21 protein-coding genes are annotated in these 22973 nt (G+C 62.0%); 18 read left to right on the forward strand and 3 right to left on the reverse strand.

Going from position 1 to position 22973, the window contains the following annotated elements:
* Positions 1-11: 11 nt before the first annotated feature.
* The 7 genes from BCA01S_RS27735 to BCA01S_RS27765 all read left to right on the forward strand — a co-directional run bounded on the left by BCA01S_RS27735 (position 12) and on the right by BCA01S_RS27765 (position 7911).
* On the forward strand, positions 12-722 hold the full coding sequence (locus BCA01S_RS27735; RefSeq protein WP_027779693.1) for a MotA/TolQ/ExbB proton channel family protein: 711 nt from the start codon (positions 12-14) through the stop codon (positions 720-722).
* 54 nt (positions 723-776) lie between these two features.
* On the forward strand, positions 777-1208 hold the full coding sequence (locus tag BCA01S_RS27740; RefSeq protein ID WP_027779694.1) for an ExbD/TolR family protein: 432 nt from the start codon (positions 777-779) through the stop codon (positions 1206-1208).
* 147 nt (positions 1209-1355) lie between these two features.
* The gene (gene leuS, locus BCA01S_RS27745; protein ID WP_027779695.1) at positions 1356-3947 is read left to right on the forward strand and encodes a leucine--tRNA ligase; all 2592 of its coding nucleotides are present in this window, start codon (positions 1356-1358) and stop codon (positions 3945-3947) included.
* A 91-nt stretch (positions 3948-4038) separates the two neighbouring features.
* Positions 4039-4593 carry an LPS-assembly lipoprotein LptE gene (locus tag BCA01S_RS27750; protein ID WP_027779696.1) on the forward strand — a complete coding sequence of 185 codons (555 nt, stop codon included), beginning with the start codon at positions 4039-4041 and terminating at the stop codon, positions 4591-4593.
* A 36-nt stretch (positions 4594-4629) separates the two neighbouring features.
* The gene (holA, locus tag BCA01S_RS27755) at positions 4630-5754 is read left to right on the forward strand and encodes a DNA polymerase III subunit delta (RefSeq protein ID WP_027779697.1); all 1125 of its coding nucleotides are present in this window, start codon (positions 4630-4632) and stop codon (positions 5752-5754) included.
* A gap of 291 nt (positions 5755-6045) precedes the next feature.
* On the forward strand, positions 6046-7317 hold the full coding sequence (locus BCA01S_RS27760) for a glutamate-5-semialdehyde dehydrogenase (protein WP_027779698.1): 1272 nt from the start codon (positions 6046-6048) through the stop codon (positions 7315-7317).
* Positions 7318-7494: 177 nt separating this feature from the next.
* On the forward strand, positions 7495-7911 hold the full coding sequence (locus tag BCA01S_RS27765) for a CopD family protein (protein ID WP_027779699.1): 417 nt from the start codon (positions 7495-7497) through the stop codon (positions 7909-7911).
* Between the two features lie 420 nt (positions 7912-8331).
* Here BCA01S_RS27765 and BCA01S_RS27770 read toward each other — a convergent pair whose 3' ends face one another.
* A complete protein-coding gene (locus BCA01S_RS27770) occupies positions 8332-9177 on the reverse strand; it encodes a MurR/RpiR family transcriptional regulator (RefSeq protein WP_027779700.1) in 846 nt (281 codons plus the stop codon).
* Positions 9178-9466: 289 nt separating this feature from the next.
* On the opposite strand from BCA01S_RS27770, the gene edd reads away from it, so the two are divergent.
* The 4 genes from edd to BCA01S_RS27790 all read left to right on the forward strand — a co-directional run bounded on the left by edd (position 9467) and on the right by BCA01S_RS27790 (position 14418).
* Positions 9467-11392, forward strand: coding sequence for a phosphogluconate dehydratase (gene edd, locus BCA01S_RS27775; protein WP_027779701.1), 1926 nt, complete (start codon positions 9467-9469; stop codon positions 11390-11392).
* Positions 11393-11635: 243 nt separating this feature from the next.
* Positions 11636-12277: a bifunctional 4-hydroxy-2-oxoglutarate aldolase/2-dehydro-3-deoxy-phosphogluconate aldolase gene (eda, locus tag BCA01S_RS27780; RefSeq protein ID WP_027779702.1), complete on the forward strand. Its 642-nt coding sequence runs from the start codon at positions 11636-11638 to the stop codon at positions 12275-12277.
* 250 nt (positions 12278-12527) lie between these two features.
* Positions 12528-13913, forward strand: a complete 1386-nt coding sequence (locus BCA01S_RS27785; protein WP_020069318.1) for a GntP family permease — start codon at positions 12528-12530, stop codon at positions 13911-13913.
* 10 nt (positions 13914-13923) lie between these two features.
* Positions 13924-14418 carry a gluconokinase gene (locus tag BCA01S_RS27790; protein WP_027779703.1) on the forward strand — a complete coding sequence of 165 codons (495 nt, stop codon included), beginning with the start codon at positions 13924-13926 and terminating at the stop codon, positions 14416-14418.
* Positions 14419-14503: 85 nt separating this feature from the next.
* On the opposite strand, the gene purB is transcribed toward BCA01S_RS27790, so the two are convergent.
* Positions 14504-15892, reverse strand: a complete 1389-nt coding sequence (purB, locus tag BCA01S_RS27795; protein WP_027779704.1) for an adenylosuccinate lyase — start codon at positions 15890-15892, stop codon at positions 14504-14506.
* Between the two features lie 163 nt (positions 15893-16055).
* Complete coding sequence (locus tag BCA01S_RS27800; protein ID WP_027779705.1) at positions 16056-16808, reverse strand: glycosyltransferase family 2 protein; 753 nt, start codon at positions 16806-16808, stop codon at positions 16056-16058.
* A gap of 272 nt (positions 16809-17080) precedes the next feature.
* Here BCA01S_RS27800 and BCA01S_RS27805 point away from each other — a divergent pair, with 272 nt between their 5' ends.
* The 7 genes from BCA01S_RS27805 to BCA01S_RS27835 all read left to right on the forward strand — a co-directional run bounded on the left by BCA01S_RS27805 (position 17081) and on the right by BCA01S_RS27835 (position 22904).
* Positions 17081-18037 carry a LysR family transcriptional regulator gene (locus BCA01S_RS27805; protein WP_027779706.1) on the forward strand — a complete coding sequence of 319 codons (957 nt, stop codon included), beginning with the start codon at positions 17081-17083 and terminating at the stop codon, positions 18035-18037.
* A 152-nt stretch (positions 18038-18189) separates the two neighbouring features.
* Positions 18190-19503: a Glu/Leu/Phe/Val family dehydrogenase gene (locus BCA01S_RS27810; protein ID WP_020069313.1), complete on the forward strand. Its 1314-nt coding sequence runs from the start codon at positions 18190-18192 to the stop codon at positions 19501-19503.
* 73 nt (positions 19504-19576) lie between these two features.
* A complete protein-coding gene (locus tag BCA01S_RS38130) occupies positions 19577-19744 on the forward strand; it encodes a hypothetical protein (RefSeq protein ID WP_156955091.1) in 168 nt (55 codons plus the stop codon).
* 44 nt (positions 19745-19788) lie between these two features.
* Positions 19789-20682 (forward strand): glutamate/aspartate ABC transporter substrate-binding protein, encoded by an 894-nt coding sequence (locus BCA01S_RS27820; RefSeq protein ID WP_020069312.1) that lies wholly within the window; start codon positions 19789-19791, stop codon positions 20680-20682.
* 82 nt (positions 20683-20764) lie between these two features.
* A complete protein-coding gene (locus BCA01S_RS27825) occupies positions 20765-21505 on the forward strand; it encodes an amino acid ABC transporter permease (RefSeq protein ID WP_027779707.1) in 741 nt (246 codons plus the stop codon).
* The gene (gene gltK / locus BCA01S_RS27830; protein ID WP_020069310.1) at positions 21505-22182 is read left to right on the forward strand and encodes a glutamate/aspartate ABC transporter permease GltK; all 678 of its coding nucleotides are present in this window, start codon (positions 21505-21507) and stop codon (positions 22180-22182) included. The genes BCA01S_RS27825 and gltK overlap by 1 nt, the downstream gene beginning before the upstream one ends.
* Complete coding sequence (locus BCA01S_RS27835; RefSeq protein WP_027779708.1) at positions 22179-22904, forward strand: amino acid ABC transporter ATP-binding protein; 726 nt, start codon at positions 22179-22181, stop codon at positions 22902-22904. The genes gltK and BCA01S_RS27835 overlap by 4 nt, the downstream gene beginning before the upstream one ends.
* Positions 22905-22973: the final 69 nt, after the last annotated feature.

Genomic DNA, 22973 nt, shown 5'->3' on the forward strand with positions numbered 1-22973 from the left:
GGCGAAATCAGATGGCAGGCGGCAGCGGCATCATCCATTACCTGCAAACGAGCGACGCGATCACGCATGGCGTCGCTTATGTGCTGCTGGCGATGTCGATTGCGAGCTGGTGCTTTCTGATCGTCAAAACCTGGGTGCTGGTGCGGGCCAAGCGTCAGGCGACGCGCGCTGTCGGGCGGTTCTGGCAAGCGCCGACCCTGGCGGAAGGCGTTGCCGAATTGAAGCGCGCCGACCGCGAGCGCGTTTTCGCGCCGCTTGCAGAAGCGGCGCTCCATGCAGCCGAAGTCGATATCCCCGGCGCACTGCTTGCGCGCGTCGAGCGCAGCGAGCGTGTGGTTCGCGCGCTGCGTCAGGCGCTCAATGCGTCGCAGCGGAGGCTCGAATTCGGCCAGGTGCTGCTGGCTTCGGTGGGCAGCACGGCGCCTTTTGTCGGCCTGCTTGGGACCGTTTGGGGCATTTATCACGCGCTCGGCAGCATTGCCGCGAGCGGTCAGGCGCAGATCGAGAACGTCGCCGGGCCGGTCGGCGAGGCGCTCATCATGACGGCCTTCGGTCTCGTGGTGGCGATTCCCGCAGTGCTCGCCTACAACGTGCTGGGGCGCCTCGTGCGGCAGCTGTCGGAGGAACTCGACGGATTTGCGCACGATCTGCACGCGTACGTGTGCGCGCCCGTGGGCCAGCCGCAAGCGCCGGTGCGCGGTCCGCAGGCCACGACTCACTAAGGGCAATAAGCGCAACAGGGGCACTAGGCGCGCGTCACGACATAAGGAGGCGGCATGGCGTTCGGCGGACTGGAGAAAAAGCAGACGGCTGCACCGATGGCCGAGATCAACATGACGCCGCTGATCGACGTGATGCTGGTGCTGCTGGTGATTTTCATCATTACCGCGCCCTTATTCACACACGCGATCCGGCTCGACCTGCCGAAGGTCGCGTCGGCGCCGGCGCGCGAAACGCCGCAAACTATTTCCCTTTCAATCGACGCCGCCGGCAAGCTGTATTGGGACGGCAGCGTCATTACGCTTGAGCAGTTGCGCGGGCGCTTCGCGCAAGCCGGCAAGCAGGCCGACCAGCCCGAAATTCATCTGCACGCCGAGCGCAATACGCGCTACGAGGTGATCGCGCAGGTCATGGGCGCCGCGCAGCAGGCCGGTCTTGAGCGCATCGGCTTTGTGACCGAGCCGCCGCCACCGGGCTCGCAGCAGTAGGCGCGCGGGCGCTCGCCACGCGGCGCAGCCGTCCGCGAACGGTATAATCAGCCCTTTCCCCGCAGTAGGGAAAACGACGCCATTTCATCCAGCAAAAGCACCAAGCGGCCGGTGCGGAAGCACCGAACCCAGCGATCCCATCACACCATGCACGAAAAATACGTTCCCTCCGACGTCGAATCCGCCGCGCAAGGGCAATGGCGCGCCATCGACGCGTACAAGACATCGGAAACCACCGACAAGCCCAAGTTCTACTGCGTCTCGATGCTGCCGTATCCGTCGGGCAAGCTGCACATGGGGCACGTGCGCAATTACACGATCAACGACGTGATGTACCGCTATCTGCGGATGAACGGCTACAACGTGCTGATGCCGATGGGTTGGGACGCGTTCGGCATGCCGGCGGAAAACGCCGCGATGGCGAACAACGTGCCGCCGGCAAAGTGGACCTACGACAACATCGCTTACATGAAGAAGCAGATGCAGTCCATGGGCCTCGCGATCGACTGGTCGCGCGAAGTCGCCACCTGCAGCCCCGATTACTACAAGTGGAACCAGTGGCTCTTCCTGAAGATGCTGGAAAAGGGCATCGCGTACAAGAAAACCGGCACCGTTAACTGGGACCCGGTCGATCAAACGGTGCTCGCGAACGAGCAGGTGATCGACGGTCGCGGCTGGCGCTCGGGCGCGCTCGTCGAGAAGCGCGAAATCCCGATGTACTACATGCGCATCACGCAGTACGCAGACGAGTTGCTGAACGATCTGGAAGGCCTCGGCTGGCCCGAGCGCGTGAAGATCATGCAACAGAACTGGATCGGCAAGAGCTTCGGTGTGAACTTCGGTTTCCCGTATGAAATCGACGGCGAACAGAAGCTGTTGCGTGTGTTCACGACGCGCGCCGACACGATCATGGGCGTGACCTTCGCCGCGGTCGCGGCCGAGCACCCGCTTGCCACGCGTCTCGCGCAAGACAAGCCGGAACTGCAGGCTTTCATCGACGAATGCAAGCGCGGCGGCGTGGCCGAAGCCGACGTCGCGACCATGGAAAAGAAGGGCATGGCGACCGGCTTTTTCGTCAAGCATCCGCTCACGCAGGAACCGGTCGAAGTGTGGATCGGCAACTACGTGCTGATGACTTACGGCGAAGGCGCGGTGATGGGCGTGCCGGCGCACGACGAGCGCGACTTCGCGTTCGCAAAGAAATACGGTCTGCCGATCAAGCAGGTGGTGGCGGTCGAAGGCAAGGAGTTTTCGACGCAGGCCTGGGAAGAGTGGTACGGCGAGAAGGGCGGTACGCTCGTCAACAGCGGCAAGTACGACGGGCTGAACTACGAACAGGCAGTAGACGCCATTGCCGCCGACCTGAAGGCATTGGGCTTGGGCGACAAGCAGATCACGTGGCGTCTGCGTGATTGGGGCGTGTCGCGTCAGCGTTACTGGGGCACGCCGATTCCGATCATCCACTGCCCGAAGTGCGGCGACGTGCCGGTGCCGGAAAAAGACCTGCCTGTCGTGCTGCCCGAGGACCTCGTGCCGGACGGCACGGGCAACCCCCTCGCGAAGTCCGAAGCGTTCGTGAATTGCACCTGCCCGACCTGTGGCGGCGCGGCCAAACGCGAGACGGACACGATGGACACGTTCGTCGATTCGTCGTGGTACTTCTACCGCTACGCATCGCCGGGCGCAGCGACCATGGTCGACGAGCGCACCGACTATTGGGCGCCGATGGACCAGTACATCGGCGGCATCGAGCACGCGATTCTGCACCTGTTGTACTCGCGCTTCTGGGCGAAAGTGATGCGCGACCTCGGTCTCGTCAAGTTCGGTGAGCCGGCGAAAAACCTGCTCACACAGGGCATGGTGCTGAACGAAACCTACTATCGGGAAGACGCTGCGGGCAAGAAAACCTGGTACAACCCGGCCGACGTCACGGTTTCATTCGACGACAAAGGCCGCCCGGTCGGTGCCGTGCTGAACTCGGACGGCCAGCCGGTCGTGCTGGGCGGCGTCGAGAAGATGTCGAAGTCGAAGAACAACGGCGTCGATCCGCAATCGTTGATCGACCAGCACGGCGCGGACACCGCGCGTCTGTTCGTCATGTTCGCCGCACCGCCCGAGCAGCAGCTGGAGTGGTCGGGCTCGGGCGTGGAAGGCGCGAGCCGCTTCCTGCGTCGCGTGTGGAGCTTCGGTCACGCGAACGAAGCGGCGCTGCGCGCAGGCGGCCGGTTCGACGCCGCGCAACTTGCCGACGCTGACAAACTGCTGCGTCGCGAAATCTACAGCGTGCTCAAGCAGGCTGACTTCGACTACCAGCGTTTGCAGTACAACACGGTCGTGTCGGCCGCGATGAAAATGCTCAACGCGCTCGACAGCGCAAAGGGCGCGCAGTCTGCTGTGCTGCGCGAAACTTATGGTGTGATGCTGCGCGTGCTGTATCCGGTCGTGCCGCACCTCACGTTCCAGTTGTGGCAGGAACTCGGTTACGCCGACGAGTTCGGTTCGCTGCTCGACGCGCCGTGGCCGAAGGTCGACGAGAAGGCGCTCGAGCAATCGGAAATCGAACTCGTGCTGCAGGTGAACGGCAAGGTGCGCGGCGCGCTGACGGTGTCGAAGGACGCGTCGCGCGAATCGATCGAGCAGTTGGCGGCCGCGCACGAAATGGTCGCGAAGTTCAGCGAAGGCAAGGCGCCCAAGAAGATTGTCGTGGTGCCGGGCCGCCTCGTGAACGTGGTCGTTTGACGATCCAGCAGCATCTGTCAACAGGCATGGCGCCGTCGCGTGCGGCGGCGCGTGCCTCTCGCCGGGAACCCACTGCGAACCAGGAGCCAATGTGACTCGCAGATCGTTTTTTTTGACGCTGGCTTGCAGCGTATTGATGTTGTCCGCGTGCGGTTTCCAATTGCGCGGCCAGCAGGACTATGCGTTCAAGCGCCTGTTCGTCGCCGGCGGTTCGCCATCGGCGAACGCGCGGCTCGCGCGCATGGTGCAAGGCGGCAGCGACACGGTGGTGGTGAACTCGGTGACCAGCGCGGACGCTACCTTGCAGATTACCGAAGGCCGCGGCTACAGCACGCTGACGCTGAACTCACTGGGCGTCGTAGAAGAGTATCAATTGAATCTCTCCATGAACTACTCGCTGATCGGCAAGGACGGCACGGTGCTGATTCCGCCGAGCGTGATCGCACTGAACCGCGCGATGACCTATAGCGACAAGTACTCGCAAGCAAAAGCCGCCGAGTCGGACATCCTTTTCGCCGATATGGAAAACGACGCGATCGACCAGCTCACGCGCCGTCTTTCAAGCGTGCGCTCGCTGCATCCGGCGCCGGGCGAGCAGGTGCCGGCCGTCGCGCCGCGCGCGCCTTTGCCGCCGCCGCCGCTGTGAGCGCGGGCGTCGACGGGATCTGAGAAATACATAGCCATGCAACTGCGACTTGACGCGCTCGAAGCGCATCTCGCCAAGGGACTCGCCGGACTGTACGTCGTGTACGGCGACGAGCATCTGCTCGCGCAGGAAGCGTGCGACCGGATTCGTGCGGCGGCGCGCGCGGCCGGCTTCACCGATCGCTCGGTGTTCACCGTGGAGCGCGGTTTCGACTGGAGTTCGCTGTTGGGCGCGAGCCAGTCGATGTCGCTGTTCGGTGACCGTCAACTGGTCGAACTGCGCATTCCGTCGGGCAAGCCCGGCAAAGAAGGGGCAGATGCGCTGAAAGCGCTGGCGGCCGCCGTCAATGACGACGTATTGACGATGATCACGCTGCCGCGGCTCGACGCGGCCACGCAGAAATCCGCCTGGTTCACGGCGCTTGCCGACGCGGGCGTCGCGTTGAAAATCGATCCGGTCGAGCGCGCGCAGTTGCCGAACTGGGTCGGCCAGCGGCTCGCGGCGCAAGGCCAGCGGGTCGCCGCCGGGGAAGAAGGGCGGCGCGCGCTCGCGTTTATCGCCGAGCGTGTCGAAGGTAACCTGCTGGCGGCGCATCAGGAAATTCAGAAGCTCGGCTTGCTTTATCCGGCCGGCTCGCTGAGCTTCGAGCAGATTCACGACGCCGTGCTCAACGTCGCGCGCTACGACGTGTTCAAGCTGAACGAGGCGATGCTCGCGGGCGACGTCGGCCGTCTGTCGCGCATGCTCGACGGCCTGCGCGGCGAAGGCGAAGCCGCGGTCCTCGTGCTGTGGGCGGTCGTCGAAGAATTGCGTACGCTTTTGCGCATCAAACGCGGCGTCGGGGCCGGCAAACCGCTCGCGATGCTGGTGCGCGAAAACCGCGTGTGGGGTCCGCGCGAGCGGTTGATCGGCCCGGCTTTGTCACGTGTTACCGAGGCCTCGCTTGAAAAAGCGCTCGCGCTGGCGGCGCGGCTCGATCGCCAGGTTAAGGGCTTGTCGGGCAGCACGCCTGGCAATCATCGCAATGACCCGCCGCCCGATCCTTGGGACGGCTTGTTCGAACTCGCGATGACGGTCGCGTCGCCGAAAACGGCGCCTGTTCCGCCGCCGCGACCTCGGGGCGGGGCCGGGGCCGCAGCGGGCGCACGTAGGCCGCTGTGATCCGGTAATGCAGGCCAGCCGGTGGTCCCATTCGATGTGGCACAAATGGGACAAGCGGGACGAGCACGGCGTGACGAGTGCCACGGCTCTGGCGGACGGCTGAACCGTCCGGACCACCAGTTCGCTTTAGCCTGCCGGGCTTCGCGTGCTGAAGGATCGGCGGCTTCAGCGTGATAGGTGGCGCTGGCCGCCATGGCATGCAGACCGCCTTGCCCCGACTTACAATCTTTGAATCATTCGCTAATCAGCCTTTCCGCCGCACGTCGACGTGCGCGCCATCACGAGAATCACATGGATATCGACCAGTACATGACCGACCTCGGCCGCCGCGCCCGCCAGGCCTCGCGTGCGATGGCGCGGGCGTCGACGGCCGCGAAGAACACGGCACTCGCGGCGGTCGCAGCGGGTATCGAGCGCGACGCCGCGTTGCTCAAGGAAGCTAACGCGCGTGACCTCGCGCGGGCACGCGACAAAGGCCACGACGCGGCTTTCATCGACCGGCTGACTTTGTCGGATAAAGCGCTGAAAACGATGGTCGAAGGCCTGCGCCAGGTCGCGGCGCTCGCGGACCCGATCGGCGAGATCAGCAACCTGAAGTACAGGCCAAGCGGCATTCAGGTCGGGCAGATGCGCGTGCCGCTCGGCGTGATCGGCATCATCTACGAATCGCGTCCTAACGTCACGATTGACGCCGCCGCGCTCTGCCTGAAGTCGGGCAACGCCACGATCCTGCGCGGCGGTTCCGAAGCGTTGGAATGCAATACGGCGCTCGCGAAGCTGATCGGCGAGGGTCTCGAAGCTGCCGGTTTGCCACAGGACGCCGTGCAGGTTGTCGCGACCGTGGACCGCGCCGCGGTCGGCAAGCTGATCACAATGACCGAGTACGTCGACGTGATCGTTCCACGCGGTGGCAAGAGTCTGATCGAGCGGCTGATGAACGAAGCGCGAGTGCCGATGATCAAGCACCTCGACGGCATCTGCCACGTGTACGTGGACGACCGCGCGGACCTCGCGAAGGCGCTGACGGTCTGCGACAACGCCAAAACGCATCGCTATGGCACCTGCAACACGATGGAGACGCTGCTCGTCGCGCGTGATATCGCATCGGCGGTGCTGCCGCCTCTTGGCAAGCTGTATCGCGAGAAAGAAGTCGAGTTGCGCGTGGACGCGGCGGCGCGTGCGGTGCTGGCCGACGCGGGCGTGGGCCCGCTGGTCGATGCAACGGAAGATGACTGGCGCACCGAATATCTCGCGCCGGTGCTGGCGATCAGGGTGGTCGACGATCTGGACGCGGCGATCGAGCACATCAACACCTATAGCTCGCAGCACACCGACGCGATCGTCACCGAAGACCACGACCGCGCCATGCGTTTCCTGCGCGAAGTGGATTCGGCAAGCGTGATGGTGAATGCATCGACCCGTTTCGCCGATGGCTTCGAGTTTGGCCTTGGTGCCGAAATCGGCATCTCAAATGACAAGCTTCATGCGCGCGGTCCGGTGGGGCTGGAAGGTTTGACGTCGCTGAAGTATGTCGTGCTCGGGCATGGCGAAGGGCGCCAATAGGCGCTATTCAATGGTAGGCGTGGCCGTGCAACGCGGCCACGTTTGTCCGTCTGTCTACGCCTTCTGGCGTTGCCGCGACCGTCGGTCACTGTGCGTCGCGATGAATGGCCGCCATGATTGCCGCCGCTGGCCACAACACGCTGGTTACAACACTCAACACGCACGCAAGGACATCCGATGCTCTGGATCAAGACGTTTCATATCGTTCTGGTCGCTTCCTGGTTCGCCGGTCTGTTCTATTTGCCGCGCATTTTCGTCAACCTGGCGATGGAAACCGAGCCGGCGGCGGTGACGCGTCTCCTGATCATGGCGCGCAAACTGTTTCGCTTCATGACGTTTATCGCCGTGCCGGCGCTCATTTGCGGGCTGTGGCTCTGGCTCGTCGTGGGAATCGGACGAGGACAGGGCTGGATTCACGCCAAGGTCGGCGTCGTCGTGCTGCTGGTGATTTACCACGCGTACTGCGGCGTGTTGCTGCGGACCTTCGAGCGCGGGCAGAACCGCCGCACGCACAAGTGGTACCGGATGTTCAACGAATTGCCCGTGCTCGGGATGCTCGCTGCGGTCGCGCTGGTGGTGATCAAGCCGTTTTGATGTGCATCGCACGCCCAGCGTGTCGGATGACTCATCGTTTGCATGTCTCGGTGTGAGTGGTGTCCCTCGCCGCGTGACAAGTAACGCTCGTCGCTGTTGCGGAAAACGTCGCGAGTCAACGTACCGCCGTGAACACGAAAAGGCGAGCCCCTTTCCGCAACTGCCGATCATATTCTGGACGACCCCTTGAGCGCGCATGCACACGCCTTTCCGCGCGTGACGGAGATCGTGTCATGGGACAAGGCGCAAGGCGACGCGCTTCGCATGGCGGGCACACCGACGCATCGTTCGACTTCGTGCACTCAAGCCATTGAGGTGTCCCTTCGAGCGACACAAAACAAACGGGCTCCCTTAGGAGCCCGTTTTGTATTCAGGTGAATCAGCACACAACGAAAACGGATTGTTCTCGTGCGCAACCCTTCATCCGTCTGTCCCGATCCTTCTGCGCGCGATCAGTTCCTTCGCATCGGCCAGTTTCTCCGCAAGCTCCGGTCCGCGTTTTAGCGCGACGCCCACCGCGAGAATGTCGCCGATCGCAAGGTGCGAAGTGCGCGAGGTCATCGGCGAAAAGATATCGGTGTCTTCGTCGATGTTGGCGAAAAGTCCTACCGACGCGATCCGCGCGAGCGGCGAGTTGCCATGCGTCACGGCGATCACTTTTGCGCCGCCGGCCACAGCCGACCTGGCTGCATCGACGATATCGCGCGTGCGTCCCGTGTTCGAAATCGCGACCACGACGTCGCCCTCACCGAGCATTGCTGCGGACATCAGGAACGTATGCGGGTCCGAGTAGGCGACGCTAGGCATGCCTAGCCTGAAGAACTTGTGCTGCATGTCGAGCGCGGTAATACCCGATCCGCCGGCGCCGTAGAACTCGATCCGCTTCGCTTGCGCGAGTACGTCGATCGCCGCCGCGACGCTATCCGAAGACAGATTGTTGCGCACCTGGATCAGCGCGCCGATCGTCCGGTCGAACACCTTGGCGGCGACGCCCGGCGCCGGTTCGTCCGCGCGCACGTCCCGATAAACGGCAGGTACTTCAGTCGCGATGCCCTGCGCGAGCCGGATCTTGAACTCGCGGAATCCCGAGAAGCCGAGCGCATGACAAAAACGCGCGATGGTCGGCTGACTGACGCCCGCACGCGCGGCGACTTCCGTCATCGAAAGATCGAGCACCTCGCGTGGCGCCTCGATCACGTAATCGGCCAGCTTGCGCTCGGACGGACGCAGCTGCTCGCGCATCTCTTCAACCTGGGACAGCATCATCGGAAATCTCGCACTATGCTGAAGAATGCGTGGACTATAACTGATTGCCCAGTATGTACAAAAACTACATCTCGGCCGTAGGTGTTATCCCTTAGCTCGGTGATGAATCTCGCGGATCAGCCGTCAGCAAGGCGTTCAGGGGGATTCCCGATGTCGCATTGCAATAGGGATTCCGATTGCGGACGTGTAGTTTTTCTACTAACATTGCCGTCGTTGGTTGATTCGACTCTCCGCGATATCTATCTCGCATCATGTCCGCGCGCCCGCCGCCAGCGACGAAGGAGCTCCGATGGTTTCCCCGCATTCGCAATTGTCAAAGGTCACGCAGCGCGTGGTCGAACGCAGCAAGCCGACTCGCGAGGCGTACCTCGCGCGCATTCACGAGGCGCAGGGCAGGTTCCCGGCGCGCGGCGCACTTTCCTGCGCCAATCTGGCCCACGGTTTCGCGGGCCTGGAAGGCAATGACAAGCTCGTCATCAAGCAGATTCGTGAACCGAACATCGGCATTGTCTCCTCGTACAACGAGATGCTGTCGGCTCACGCGCCGTACAAAAACTACCCGGACATCATCAAGCAGGCCGCCCGCGAGAACGGCGGCGTCGCTCAGTTCGCGGGCGGCGTGCCGGCCATGTGCGACGGCATTACGCAAGGGAACGCGGGCATGGAGCTGTCGCTCTTCTCGCGCGAAGTCATCGCAATGAGCACGGCAGTCGCGCTTACGCACAACATGTTCGACGCGGCGCTGTGCCTCGGCATCTGCGACAAGATCGTGCCGGGCCTGTTGATCGGCGCGCTGCAGTTCGGCCATCTGCCGACTATCTTCGTGCCGGCCGGCCCCATGACGAGCGGTCTTTCGAACGACGACAAAGCCAAGACGCGCCAGCAGTTCGCAACCGGCCAATGCGGCCGCGACGCGCTGCTCGAAGCGGAAGCCGCCGCCTATCACGGCCACGGCACCTGCACGTTCTACGGCACCGCGAACAGCAACCAGATGCTGATGGAAATAATGGGCCTGCATCTGCCTGGTTCGGCCTTTGTGCATCCGCATACGCCGTTGCGCGACGCGTTGACCGCGCAGGCCGCGCGCCGCGTTCTCGACCTGACCGTCGAGCGCGGTAACTACATGCCGATTGGTCACGTGATCGACGAGAAGGCGATCGTCAACGGTATCGTCGCTCTGCTCGCGACGGGCGGCTCGACCAATCACACGCTGCACCTTGTCGCGATTGCGCGTGCCGCCGGCATCGTGATCGATTGGGACGACTTCGACACGCTGTCTCAAGCGGTGCCGCTGCTCGCGAAGATCTATCCGAATGGCAAAGCCGACGTGAATCATTTTCACGCCGCCGGTGGCGTGGCGTTCCTGGTGCGCAATCTGCTCGAAGGCGGATTGCTGCATGAAGACGTCAACACGGTGGCGGGCAAGGGCCTTCATCACTACACGGAAGAACCGAAGCTGATCGACGGCAAGCTGCAATGGGTGCCCGGCGTACAGGCCAGCGAAGACACCGCGGTGTTGCGCGGCATCAAGGAGCCGTTCCAGGCGGACGGCGGCCTGCGTTTAATGCAGGGCAAGCTTGGCCGCGGCGTAATCAAGATCTCGGCCGTCGCGCAGCAGCATCGCAAGGTGAAAGCGCCGGCCATCGTGTTCGACTCGCAGGAAGCCGTGCAGGAAGCGTTCGATAATGGCGAACTGAAGCGTGACTTCATTGCCGTGGTGCGTTTCCAGGGCGCGCGGGCAAACGGCATGCCGGAACTGCATCGTTTGACGCCGCTGCTCGGTGTGTTGCAGGATCAAGGTTTCCATGTCGCGCTCGTCACGGACGGGCGCATGTCGGGAGCGTCGGGTAAGGTGCCCGCGGTGATTCATCTGTCGCCGGAAGCGCTGCTGCAAGGGCCGATCGGCAAGGTGCGCAGCGGCGACATGCTGGTGATCGACGCCGAAGCCGGCGTGCTCGACATCGAGATCGACGCGGCCGAGTGGGCTGCGCGTCCGAACGCCGTGCCGCTGCATCAGGCGGAGAACGAAGTTGGTTTCGGCCGCGAGCTGTTCGGTGTGTTTCGCGCGGCGGCAGCGCCTGCGGAGCAGGGCGCGTCGGTGTTCGGGCCGATGGTGGGCGAGCGTGCGGCATTGCACGGCAAGCACACCGCGCCTGCCGCGAACCACGCGGGTGAGTCGGGCGTGACTGTTGCGAGCACCACGCAGGCGGGGTAAGCAGTACCAGCCGCGTGAGTTGAGTGGCGCAGCAAATCGGACGAGACAGGTACGAACCGGACCGGGTAGGTAATCGACTAACGGGACTGACCAGGCAACTGACGAAGCGGATTGACCGGCACGTCCAGCAAAGCCGATTGCCGACTCGCTAAGCCAACTGAGTCGGCCAGAAAAGCCGGCAAGCAATCAAGCCAGCCAGCCAAGCGCGCCAACCGGCAGCTGGCAGAAACAAGGAGTTTGACAATGACGTCGAAAACAGTAAGCGATATCGTGCGCCTCGGTCCGGTGATTCCGGTGCTTGCGTTCGATTCCGCCGAGCAGGGCGAACACGTGTCGCGCGCATTGCATGCGGGCGGCGTGAAGGTGCTCGAAATCACGCTGCGCACGGCTGCCGGCCTGGAAGCGATTGAGCGCGCAAGCCACCTTGCCGATGACATCGTCGTCGGCGTCGGCACGATCACCCGGCCCGAGCACTGCGCTCAGGCGAAGAAGGCAGGCGCGCAGTTCGGTGTCTCGCCGGGCCTCACGAAGGACATTCACAAAGCTGCGCAGGACGCCGGACTGCCGCTTCTGCCTGGCGTGATGACGCCGAGCGACATCATTACCGCGCTCGAACTCGGTTACGAGATCGTGAAGTTTTTCCCGGCGCAGCAAGCGGGCGGTGTGCCAATGCTGCAAGCTTTTCATGGCCCGTTCCCGACGCTGAAGTTTTGCCCGACCGGCGGCATCACCGCGGAAACGGCCACGCACTTCCTGTCGCTGCCGAACGTGGTGTGCGTCGGCGGATCATGGCTCACGCCGAAAGCCGCATTGGCCGCGCAGAACTGGGAAGAAGTCACGCGTCTTGCGCGCGCCGCTAGCCAGTTGGCCGCGCCCGCTCACTAGTTCCTATCCGCCGCATCTAGCCCGGTCAGCGAACCAGGCAAGCAAAAGCCTCGTCGATACAGCCGGTCAGGCTGTCGCGGCGAGGCTTCGTTGCAAATATGCTCGTTAGTTTCGCGGGCATTTCCAGACAACAAACAGTAAAATTCAGCGTCCGCGCGGTTCGCACAGTTCTGATGCGTGCCGGTCGCCGTGAGACGAGGTGGCTGCTGTCTTGCGCACCCACAATCAATAACGCAAAAGGAGGAGCTTCATGGAAGCTGTTCACGGCAGCACGCTGCTGGTATTCGGGGTAATCGCCATCGCCTTGCTGATCTTGTTGATCACGCGCTACAAGGTCTATCCGTTCCTCGTTCTGATCATCGTGTCGCTGCTGCTCGGGCTCGCGTCCGGCATGCCGATGGCGACCATCGTCAAATCGTTCGAAACGGGCAACGGCAACACGTTGGGTCACATCGCGGTGGTGGTGGGGCTCGGCACGATGCTTGGCAAGATGATGGCCGAATCTGGCGGCGCCGAACGCATCGCCACGACGCTCATCAACTGGTTCGGCGAGAAAAACATTCACTGGGCGATGATGGTCGTCGCGATCATCGTCGGTCTGCCGGTGTTCTTTGAAGTCGGCTTCGTGCTGCTGATTCCGATTGCCTTCAACGTCGCGAAACGCACCAATAAATCGCTGCTGCTGGTCGGCCTGCCGATGGTCGCGGGTCTGTCCGTCGTGCACGGGCTGATTCCGCCGCATCCGGCCGCAATGCTCGCGGTGCAGCAGTATCACGCCGATATCGGCAAGACGATCGCCTATGGCCTGATTATCGGCGTGCCGACGGCTATCGTCGCGGGTCCGCTGTTTGCGCTGCTGATCAGCCGCTATGTGAAGCTGCCGCAAGAAAACGCGCTGGCCGCGCAATTCCTCGGTCACGACGACGCGGCGAAGAACGGTGCAACGAACACAGCGCCGAAGCGCGAACTGCCGAGCTTCGGCATCACGCTCTTCACGGTTTTGCTGCCGGTGATTCTGATGCTGGTGGGTAGCTGGGCGGACCTCGTGTTCACGCCGAAGACCTTGCCGAACGACCTGCTGCATTTCGTCGGCAACTCGGACGTCGCGCTGCTGATCGCGGTGCTGGTCAGCTTCTGGACCTTCGGTGCGAGCCGAGGCTTCAATCGCGATCAGATCCAGAAATTCTGCGGCGAATGTCTCGCGCCGATCGCGGGCATCACGCTGATCGTCGGTGCGGGCGGCGGTTTTGGGCGCGTGCTGATGGATAGCGGCATTTCGAAGGAAATCGTTGCTGCGGCCACCGCAGCGCACTTGTCGCCGTTGCTGTTCGGCTGGCTGGTCGCGGCGCTGATCCGTCTTGCCACGGGTTCGGCGACGGTCGCAATGACCACTGCCTGCGGCATCGTCGCGCCAATCGCCGCGGCAAGCGGTGTGCAAGTGAAGCCGGAACTGCTCGTGCTGGCAACGGGCTCGGGTTCGCTGATTTTTTCGCACGTGAACGACGGCGGTTTCTGGCTGATCAAGGAATACTTCGGTATGACGGTGGGGCAGACCTTCAAGACATGGTCGCTCCTCGAGACCATCATTTCGTTGATGGGTTTGGGCTTGACCTTCGCGCTAGCGGCGGTCCTGTAAGGAGTTTTTGATGATTCTGATCGCAATGGGCGTGTCGGGCGCCGGCAAAACGAGAATTGGCGAGATGCTGGCGGAACGCCTGCACTGCGCGTTCACCGACGGCGACGCGTTCCATAGCGCCGCCAACAAGGAGAAGATGCACCACGGCATTCCGCTCACCGACGAAGACCGGTGGCCGTGGCTCAAAACTATCCGCGCCGCGATCGAAGAAAAGCAGAAGGCGGGCGAGACAGCGGTGTTCACGTGTTCGTCGCTGAAACGCTCGTATCGCGACATTCTGCGCGACGGCGATAGCGACGTGTGCTTCGTTTATCTGAAGGGCTCGCGCGAGGTGTTGGAAGAACGTCTGACCACGCGTACAGGGCACTTCTTCGATCCGTCGCTACTGCAGAGCCAGCTCGATACGCTCGAAGAGCCGGGTGCAGACGAAGCAGTGACGGTGAGCATTGAACTGTCGCCGGAACAGATCGTCGACGAGGTGTTGAAGCAGGTCGACAAACGGTAAGTTCCGGCGCAGCGTTTGCCTGTTAAATGAAAAAAGCCGCTCGATCGAGCGGCTTTTTTTTTGACCTGCCAAACGACGAAGGCTTTTAGCGGATGCGCTTCGCCAGTTCGACCGCCTTGCCGATGTACGAACCCGGCGTCATGGCAAGCAGGCGGTCTTTCGCGTCTTGCGGAATAGCCAGGCCACCCACGAATGTTTGCAACGCCTCGCGCGTGATGCCCTTGCCGCGCGTCAGTTCCTTCAACTGCTCATACGGATTCTCAATGCCATAGCGGCGCATCACCGTTTGCACCGGCTCGGCCAGCACTTCCCAGCAATTGTCGAGGTCTTCGTTCAGGCGCTGTGCGTTCACTTCGAGCTTGTCGAGACCGCGGATCAGCGAGTCGTACGCGAGCAGCGAGTAACCGAACGCGACACCCATGTTGCGCAGCACCGTGGAGTCGGTCAGGTCGCGCTGCCAGCGCGAAACCGGCAGCTTGTCGGCGAGATGGCGCAGCGTAGCGTTTGCGAGCCCCAGATTGCCTTCGGAGTTTTCGAAGTCGATCGGGTTGACCTTGTGCGGCATCGTCGACGAACCGATCTCGCCTGCCTTCGTGCGTTGCTTGAAATAGCCGACCGAAATGTAGCCCCATACGTCGCGGTCGAGATCCAGCAGGATCGTATTTGCGCGCGCGACCGCGTCGAACAGTTCGGCCATGTAGTCGTGCGGCTCGATCTGGATCGTGTACGGATTGAATGCGAGCTTCAGACGCTGTTCGATCACTTCACGCGAGAACGCTTCCCAGTTGAACTCCGGATACGCCGACAAATGCGCGTTGAAATTGCCGACCGCGCCGTTCATCTTACCGAGCAGTTCGACCTTCGCGATACGGTCGATCGCGCGTTCGAGGCGTGCAGCCACATTGGCCATCTCCTTGCCGAGCGTGGTCGGGCTGGCCGGCTGGCCGTGCGTGCGCGACAGCATCGGCTGCTCGGCGTGCGCGTGAGCGAGCGCAATGAGCTTCTGATGCACCGTGCGCAGCGCCGGCAAAATGACATGTTCGCGGGCGCCCGCAAGCATCAGGCCGTGCGACGTGTTGTTGATGTCTTCCGACGTGCACGCGAAGTGGATGAACTCGCTCGCGCGCTCCAGCTCTTCCTGACCTTTAACCGATTCCTTCAGCCAGTACTCGACTGCTTTCACGTCGTGATTCGTTACGCGCTCGATTTCCTTGATGCGCGCGGCGTCGTGCGCGGTGAAGCGCTCGGCCAGTTGCAGCAGGAATTGCTCGGAGGCATCGGAAAAGCGCGGCACTTCCGCGAAACCCGCGCGCGAAAGGGCGATCAGCCAATGGATTTCGACCGTCACACGATTGCGCATGAACGCGGCTTCCGAGAGCCAGTCGCGCAGGGCTTCGGTTTTCGACGCATAGCGTCCGTCGAGCGGAGAAAGCGCATTCAGCGCGAACAGGGTGTCGGGGCGGGTGTCGGACATGATGGCGGCTGGCTCTAGGCGTTGAGCGCTCACTGAACTCACGGTGAGCGGATCGGAACGGAAGGGAACCGCGAATTTTACCACTAGAGCAGCATCCGCCCGGAGCGCCGGCCGCCGGAGCGCCGGCCTTCATTGAACGTGCCGCGACGAAAGACTGCGACGCTCAAGCCGGCGTGCCTTCGTAGCAAGGGAAGAGCGTAGACAGGATGAACGAAGGCATCGAGTAGCGCGAAAAACAGCGCGATGTCGAGCCCGGATGCACGATATGCAGACAACTCGCCTGCGGATCGTCCGCGGCAATGACTTTGCAACCTGCTTCGACCACGGGCCGGATAAAACTTTCGTCGTCGCACAGGTCGATATCGTCGAAGGCGGACACCGCAGCCAGCGCCTTTTCGTACACGTATGAGAAGCCATAGAACAGCACGAAGTCCGCGCCTATCTGCATTTTTTCGTGGAACTCCACATGACTGACCGACTGGCCGCTCAGTTCGTAATGCAGGCCGACTTTCGCGTTGAGGTCCATATAGCCGAGGAATCGCGTGTGCGGCGCATACATGAAAAAGCCCGACAGCTTGACGAGATCGGCGCGGTTCTCACGCATCGTCGTGACCATGTGGGCGAGGTAATGCGGCGCATAGTGGTCGTCGTCGTCGAAATGGGCGACCACCGTACCGCGCGCTTCGCCGATCAGAAAGTTACGCTTCGAGCCGATCGACATTCGCGCCGGCGAATGAAAATAGCGAATGCGTGCGTCCTGCGACGCCAGCGCCATCAGATACGCGCTCGGCACGGCGCTGTCATCGAGAATCAGCCATTCCCAGTCGACTCGTTGGCGCAACACGCAGCGCGTGATGGCAGGCAGCAGGTGCTCACGATTGGCGGTCGGCGTGATGATCGAAACGAGTGGCGGCATGGGCGGGGCCGCGTTGCGCGGCAAGGTGAGGTGACGTGGGTAGAGGAATGACCGATGTGTGCCGGCCGTGTCCGCGATGGCGGTGTAGCGGAACGAGGGTTGACCGCCCGCGTCGCGCGCCGACGCAAGATAGCGATGCGCGGCGCGCGGGCCTATCGGCGAAATCCGATTTTTTGACGAAGCTGCGATAAAGCCGTCGCGGCCAACGCCGGTGTCGCCACGACACCCACTAGAATGCTGACTTCTTCTTTCTCGCCGGCAGCAGGCTTCGCATGGAACTGAAATGGCTGGAAGACTTCGTCTCGCTCGCGGAAACGCGCAGTTTTAGCCGCTCGGCTGAGTTGCGTCATGTCACGCAGCCGGCGTTCTCGCGGCGCATTCAGGCGCTCGAGGCGTGGCTCGGCACCGAGTTGATCGACCGTTCGGTTTATCCGACGCGGCTCACAGCGGCGGGCCAGGTGTTCAACGAGCAGGCGCTCGCGATGCTTTCGCAGTTCCACGAAGCCCGGGCGCTCTTGCGTGGCCATACAGCGACGCCGCAAGCGACCATCGAGTTCGCCGTGCCGCACACGCTGTCGCTCACGTACTTCCCGCGCTGGCTCCAACGCATCGAGGCGCAAATGGGCCCGATCCATACGCGGCTGCGTGCGCTCAACGTGCACGACGCGGCGCTGTCGCTGGTGGAAGGCGGTTGCGATCTGATGATGGGTTATCACCATCCCAGTCACCCAGTCGCGCTCGATCCCGGCCGCTACGACATGCTGACGCTAGGCAACGAGCCGATCAGCCCATTCTCCGCGCCGGGGCGCGCAGGCCGGCCGCGTCATACGTTGCCGGGCACAACCGAAGCGCCCACGCCGTACCTGTCGTACACGCCGAATGCGTATCTCGGACGCATGACCGAGGTGATTCTCGCGAACGCGCACGAACGCCTCCATCTCGACCGGCTCTACGAAACCGACATGGCGGAAGGCCTCAAGGCGATGGCGCTGGCCGGTCACGGCATCGCCTTCCTGCCGCACAGCGCGGTGGAAGACGCGGTCGCGGACGGCAAGCTGATCCGGCTCGATCGCGGTACACGCGGCACGCCCGAAGGCCAACTCACGCTGACCATGGAAATTCGGCTGTATCGAGACAAGCTGGCCGCGAAGAGCGACGACGCGCGGCAAATCCTCGTGCGGCAGTTGTGGGACGTGGTGTCGGAAGAACTCGCGCACGGCAGCGCTTAAAGCGACCCGCTACCAACCTGCTTCGCCTACGACGCAAATTTGCGGCTTTTCGCGGGTTATGCAAAAAAAACATAATCGGATAAGGAAACGGCATTGGATTTCAAAACGGCGTTTTTCGACAATGCTGCTATTCGAACAACGCCGGAGCGTTCATGTCTTCCCAGCAGCAAGTCGCACAATCTGCCTCAACGTTGCAGTCCGTTCCCTCCTACCTGAATAGCGAAGACCTCGGCCCTTGGGGTAACTACCTGCGCCAGGTCGACCGCGTCGCGCCGTACCTCGGCTCGTTGTCCCGCTGGCTCGAAACCCTGAAGCGCCCCAAGCGCATCCTGATCGTCGACGTGCCTATCGAACTCGATAACGGCACCGTCGCGCACTTCGAGGGCTACCGCGTGCAGCACAACGTGTCGCGCGGTCCGGGCAAGGGCGGTGTGCGTTATCACCAGGACGTGACGCTGTCGGAAGTGATGGCGCTGTCCGCGTGGATGTCGGTGAAGAATGCTGCGGTGAACGTTCCTTACGGCGGCGCGAAGGGCGGCATCCGTGTCGATCCGCGCACCTTGTCGCGTGGCGAACTCGAGCGCATGACGCGTCGCTATACCAGCGAAATCGGCATCATCATCGGACCGAATACCGACATTCCCGCGCCGGACGTGAACACGAACGAGCAGATCATGGCGTGGATGATGGACACGTATTCGATGAACCAGGGCCAGACGGCGACCGGCGTCGTGACCGGCAAGCCCATCACGCTCGGCGGTTCGCTCGGCCGCCGCGAAGCGACGGGCCGCGGCGTGTTCGTGGTCGGTTGCGAGGCGGCACGCCGCATCGGCTTCGACATCGAAGGTGCTCGCATTGCCGTGCAAGGTTTCGGCAACGTCGGCGGGATCGCCGCGCGTCTGTTCCAGGAAGCAGGCGCGAAGGTGGTCGCGGTGCAGGATCACACTGGATCGCTCTACAAGTCGACCGGTATCGACGCGGTTGCTTTGCTCGATCACGTCGCGAAGACGGGCGGCGTTGGTGGTTTCCCGGAAGCCGACGCAGTCACGAATGAAGAATTCTGGACCGTCGAATCCGACATCCTGATCCCGGCTGCGCTGGAAAACCAGATTACCGAGAAGAACGCCGGCAAGATCAAGACGAAGATCGTCGTGGAAGGCGCAAACGGCCCGACCACGACGGCGGCCGACGACATCCTGCACGATCGCGGCATCCTCGTCATTCCGGACGTGGTGGCCAACGCAGGTGGCGTTACGGTTTCCTACTTCGAGTGGGTGCAGGACTTCTCGAGCTTTTTCTGGACCGAAGACGAGATCAACCAGCGCCTCGAACGCGTGATGCGCGAAGCGTTTGCCGCCGTGTGGCAGGTGTCGAGCGAGCAGAATGTGTCGGTGAGAACGGCGGCGTTTATCGTCGCCTGTAAGCGGATTTTGCAAGCGCGCGAAATGCGCGGCCTGTACCCCTGATCGCGGGTTGTCACTGCAGGAAACGGCGGGTCTGTTACCTTACCGATCCGTCGCGCATTTCACGTGAATGCGCATGCTCGAACGCGATCCACAAGAGCGCGTGTTTTGGCCGGCGGGCGGCATCGTTACGATGCCGCCCGCCTTTGTATATGCCGAAACCCCGGCCGACTGTGCGAAGCGCCGCCAGGCAATAGCGGCGTGCGCGCAACAACAATGGTTTATAGCCATACTTTCAGAATAATTACTTTGCTAAACTGGCGCCGGTTCTTGCCAAGGAGATCAAACATGAAGGTTAAAAAAGCTGCGCTGCTGCTCGCGACTCTCGGACTGTTTACGGTTGGCGCGCACGCGCAAGACGCCGGTACGCTGAAGAAAATCAAGGACACGGGCGTCATTTCGCTGGGTCATCGCGAATCGTCGATTCCGTTTTCGTACTATGACGACAAGCAGAACGTCATCGGCTATTCGCAGGAATTCGCGCTGAAGGTGGTTGACGCAGTCAAGCAGAAGCTGAACATGCCGAACCTGAAGGTGAAACTGACGCCGGTCACGTCGCAAAACCGTATTCCGCTGGTGCAGAACGGCACCGTCGACATGGAATGCGGCTCCACCACGAATAATGCAGAGCGCCAGCAACAGGTGGCGTTCTCGAACACGATCTTCGTGATCGGCACGCGTCTGATGACCAAGAAAGATTCGGGCATTAAAGACTGGGCCGACCTGAAGGGCAAGACGGTCGTCACGACCGCCGGCACCACCTCCGAGCGCCTGCTTCGCAAGATGAATCAGGACAAGAGCATGGGCATGAACATCATCAGCGCGAAGGACCACGGCGAGTCGTTCCTGACGCTGTCCACCGGTCGCGCTGCTGCCTTCATGATGGACGACGCGCTGCTCGCCGGCGAGCGCGCAAAATCGAACACGCCCAACGATTTCGTGATCGTCGGCGCGCCGCAGTCGCATGAAGCTTACGGCTGCATGCTGCGCAAGAACGATCCGGAGTTCAAGAAGGTTGTCGACGACGCAATCGCGAAGGTCGAAACTTCGGGCGAAGCCGATCAGATTTACAAGAAGTGGTTCGAAACGCCGATTCCGCCGAAGGGCCTGAACCTGAACTTCCCGGAAAGCGACGACATCAAGGCGCTCTTCAAGAGCCCGAATGACAAGGCGATCGACTAAACCTTAGCTGTTTTTTTGAAACGCTGAACGAAACGGAAGGGGCGACGCGCTTCTTCCGTTTCTTTTTGCTGGAGTCTTGGTCATGTCATATCACTGGAACTGGGGCATTCTGCTGAGTCCGGTCTCCACCGGCGAGCCGACCACCTATCTGGGCTGGCTGCTGTCGGGCTTTTGGGTGACGATTACCGTGTCGTTGTCGGCATGGGTGATCGCGTTGGTCGTCGGTTCGTTGTTCGGCGTGCTGCGCACGGTGCCGAACAAATGGGCGTCGGGCATCGGCACGCTCTACGTCGCGATTTTTCGCAACATCCCGCTGATCGTGCAATTCTTCATCTGGTATCTGGTGATACCCGAATTGCTGCCGGTCTCGATGGGCACGTGGTTCAAGCAGCTGCCGCCTGGCGCGCAGTTCTTCTCGTCGTCGATCATCTGTCTCGGGCTCTTTACCGCTGCGCGCGTGTGCGAGCAGGTGCGCTCGGGCATCAACGCATTGCCGCGCGGCCAGCGCGCCGCGGGTCTCGCAATGGGCTTCACGCAATGGCAGACGTACCGCTATGTGCTGCTGCCCGTCGCGTATCGGATCATCGTGCCGCCGCTCACGTCGGAGTTCCTGAATATCTTCAAGAACTCGGCGGTGGCGTCCACAATCGGTTTGCTGGATCTGTCCGCTCAGGCACGCCAACTCGTCGACTACACGTCGCAGACGTATGAGTCGTTTATCGCGGTCACGCTGGCCTACGTGCTGATCAATCTGGTCGTGATGCAACTGATGCGCTGGGTCGAAGCCAAGACCCGGTTGCCCGGCTATATCGGAGGCAAGTGATGCACCACTTCGACTGGAGCGGTATTCCGGGTGCACTGCCCACGCTGTGGACCGGCGCGGTGGTCACGTTCAAGATCACGCTGATCGCGATCGTGATCGGCATTGTCTGGGGCACGGTCCTTGCCATGTTGCGGTTGTCGTCGTTCAAGCCTTTCGAGTGGTTCGCGAAGGGCTACGTGACGATTTTCCGCTCGATTCCGCTGGTGATGGTTCTGCTGTGGTTCTTCCTGATCGTGCCGCAGGTGCTGCAGAACGTGCTCGGTCTGTCGCCGGATATCGACATTCGTCTCGCGTCCGCGATGGTCGCTTTCTCGCTATTCGAGGCGGCGTACTATTCGGAGATCATCCGCGCGGGTATTCAGTCCGTGCCGCGCGGGCAGGTCAACGCGTCGTTCGCGCTCGGCATGAACTACGCGCAGTCCATGCGTCTCGTGGTGCTGCCGCAGGCGTTCCGTGCAATGGTGCCGCTGCTGCTCACGCAGGGCATCGTGCTGTTTCAGGATACGTCGCTCGTCTACGTGATCAGCCTCGCCGACTTCTTCCGCACCGCCACGAATATTGGCGATCGTGACGGCACGAATGTCGAAATGGTACTGTTCGCGGGCGCGTGTTATTTCGTGATCTGCGTGATCGCGTCGAGCCTCGTCAAAGGTCTTCAGAAAAAGGTCGCAAGATGATCTCTATCAAGAATGTTTCAAAGTGGTACGGCCAGTTTCAAGTACTGACGGACTGCACGACGGAAGTCAAAAAAGGTGAAGTGGTCGTGGTGTGCGGACCGTCGGGTTCGGGCAAGTCGACGCTGATCAAGACCGTCAATGGTCTCGAGCCGTTCCAGAAGGGCGAGATCGTCATCAACGGCCAATCGCTGACTGACAAGAAAACCAATCTGTCGAAGCTGCGTTCGAAGGTCGGCATGGTGTTCCAGCACTTCGAGCTGTTCCCGCATCTGTCGATCGTGCAAAACCTCACGATCGCGCAAATCAAGGTGCTCGGCCGCTCGAAAGACGAAGCGTCGGCGAAGGGGCTGAAGCTGCTCGATCGCGTCGGTCTGCGCGCACATGCGGACAAATTCCCGGGCCAGTTGTCGGGCGGTCAGCAGCAGCGTGTGGCGATTGCGCGCGCGTTGTCGATGGATCCGATCGCGATGCTGTTCGACGAACCCACGTCGGCACTCGACCCGGAAATGATCAACGAAGTGCTCGATGTGATGGTCGAACTCGCGCAGGAAGGCATGACCATGATGTGCGTGACGCACGAAATGGGCTTTGCGAAGAAGGTCGCGCATCGCGTGATCTTCATGGACAAGGGCTTGATCGTGGAAGACGACCGCAAGGACGACTTCTTCGCCAATCCGAAGTCCGATCGCGCAAAGGATTTTCTCGCGAAGATCCTGCACTGAGATTGCGAGTGCCGCGTCGTTTCGCACGCGACCTGCCCGCAAGGGCCGCAACAAAAAGCCGCTCGAAAG

The sequence above is a fragment of the Paraburkholderia caledonica NBRC 102488 genome (genome assembly GCF_000685095.1).
GTDB lineage: Bacteria > Pseudomonadota > Gammaproteobacteria > Burkholderiales > Burkholderiaceae > Paraburkholderia > Paraburkholderia caledonica.

Bases quoted from the DNA above. Each gene is read 5' to 3' on its own strand.
- gltK (WP_020069310.1), top strand. From the start codon at position 21,505: ATGCACCACTTCGACTGGAGCGGTATTCCGGGTGCACTGCCCACGCTG.
- BCA01S_RS27760 (WP_027779698.1), top strand. From the start codon at position 6,046: ATGGATATCGACCAGTACATGACCGACCTCGGCCGCCGCGCCCGCCAG.
- BCA01S_RS27820 (WP_020069312.1), top strand. From the start codon at position 19,789: ATGAAGGTTAAAAAAGCTGCGCTGCTGCTCGCGACTCTCGGACTGTTT.
- BCA01S_RS27770 (WP_027779700.1), bottom strand. From the start codon at position 9,177: ATGATGCTGTCCCAGGTTGAAGAGATGCGCGAGCAGCTGCGTCCGTCC.
- purB (WP_027779704.1), bottom strand. From the start codon at position 15,892: ATGTCCGACACCCGCCCCGACACCCTGTTCGCGCTGAATGCGCTTTCT.
- BCA01S_RS27740 (WP_027779694.1), top strand. From the start codon at position 777: ATGGCGTTCGGCGGACTGGAGAAAAAGCAGACGGCTGCACCGATGGCC.
- BCA01S_RS27785 (WP_020069318.1), top strand. From the start codon at position 12,528: ATGGAAGCTGTTCACGGCAGCACGCTGCTGGTATTCGGGGTAATCGCC.
- BCA01S_RS27835 (WP_027779708.1), top strand. From the start codon at position 22,179: ATGATCTCTATCAAGAATGTTTCAAAGTGGTACGGCCAGTTTCAAGTA.
- edd (WP_027779701.1), top strand. From the start codon at position 9,467: ATGGTTTCCCCGCATTCGCAATTGTCAAAGGTCACGCAGCGCGTGGTC.
- BCA01S_RS27800 (WP_027779705.1), bottom strand. From the start codon at position 16,808: ATGCCGCCACTCGTTTCGATCATCACGCCGACCGCCAATCGTGAGCAC.
- eda (WP_027779702.1), top strand. From the start codon at position 11,636: ATGACGTCGAAAACAGTAAGCGATATCGTGCGCCTCGGTCCGGTGATT.
- BCA01S_RS27810 (WP_020069313.1), top strand. From the start codon at position 18,190: ATGTCTTCCCAGCAGCAAGTCGCACAATCTGCCTCAACGTTGCAGTCC.
- BCA01S_RS27735 (WP_027779693.1), top strand. From the start codon at position 12: ATGGCAGGCGGCAGCGGCATCATCCATTACCTGCAAACGAGCGACGCG.
- leuS (WP_027779695.1), top strand. From the start codon at position 1,356: ATGCACGAAAAATACGTTCCCTCCGACGTCGAATCCGCCGCGCAAGGG.
- holA (WP_027779697.1), top strand. From the start codon at position 4,630: ATGCAACTGCGACTTGACGCGCTCGAAGCGCATCTCGCCAAGGGACTC.
- BCA01S_RS38130 (WP_156955091.1), top strand. From the start codon at position 19,577: ATGCTCGAACGCGATCCACAAGAGCGCGTGTTTTGGCCGGCGGGCGGC.
- BCA01S_RS27825 (WP_027779707.1), top strand. From the start codon at position 20,765: ATGTCATATCACTGGAACTGGGGCATTCTGCTGAGTCCGGTCTCCACC.
- BCA01S_RS27790 (WP_027779703.1), top strand. From the start codon at position 13,924: ATGATTCTGATCGCAATGGGCGTGTCGGGCGCCGGCAAAACGAGAATT.
- BCA01S_RS27805 (WP_027779706.1), top strand. From the start codon at position 17,081: ATGGAACTGAAATGGCTGGAAGACTTCGTCTCGCTCGCGGAAACGCGC.
- BCA01S_RS27765 (WP_027779699.1), top strand. From the start codon at position 7,495: ATGCTCTGGATCAAGACGTTTCATATCGTTCTGGTCGCTTCCTGGTTC.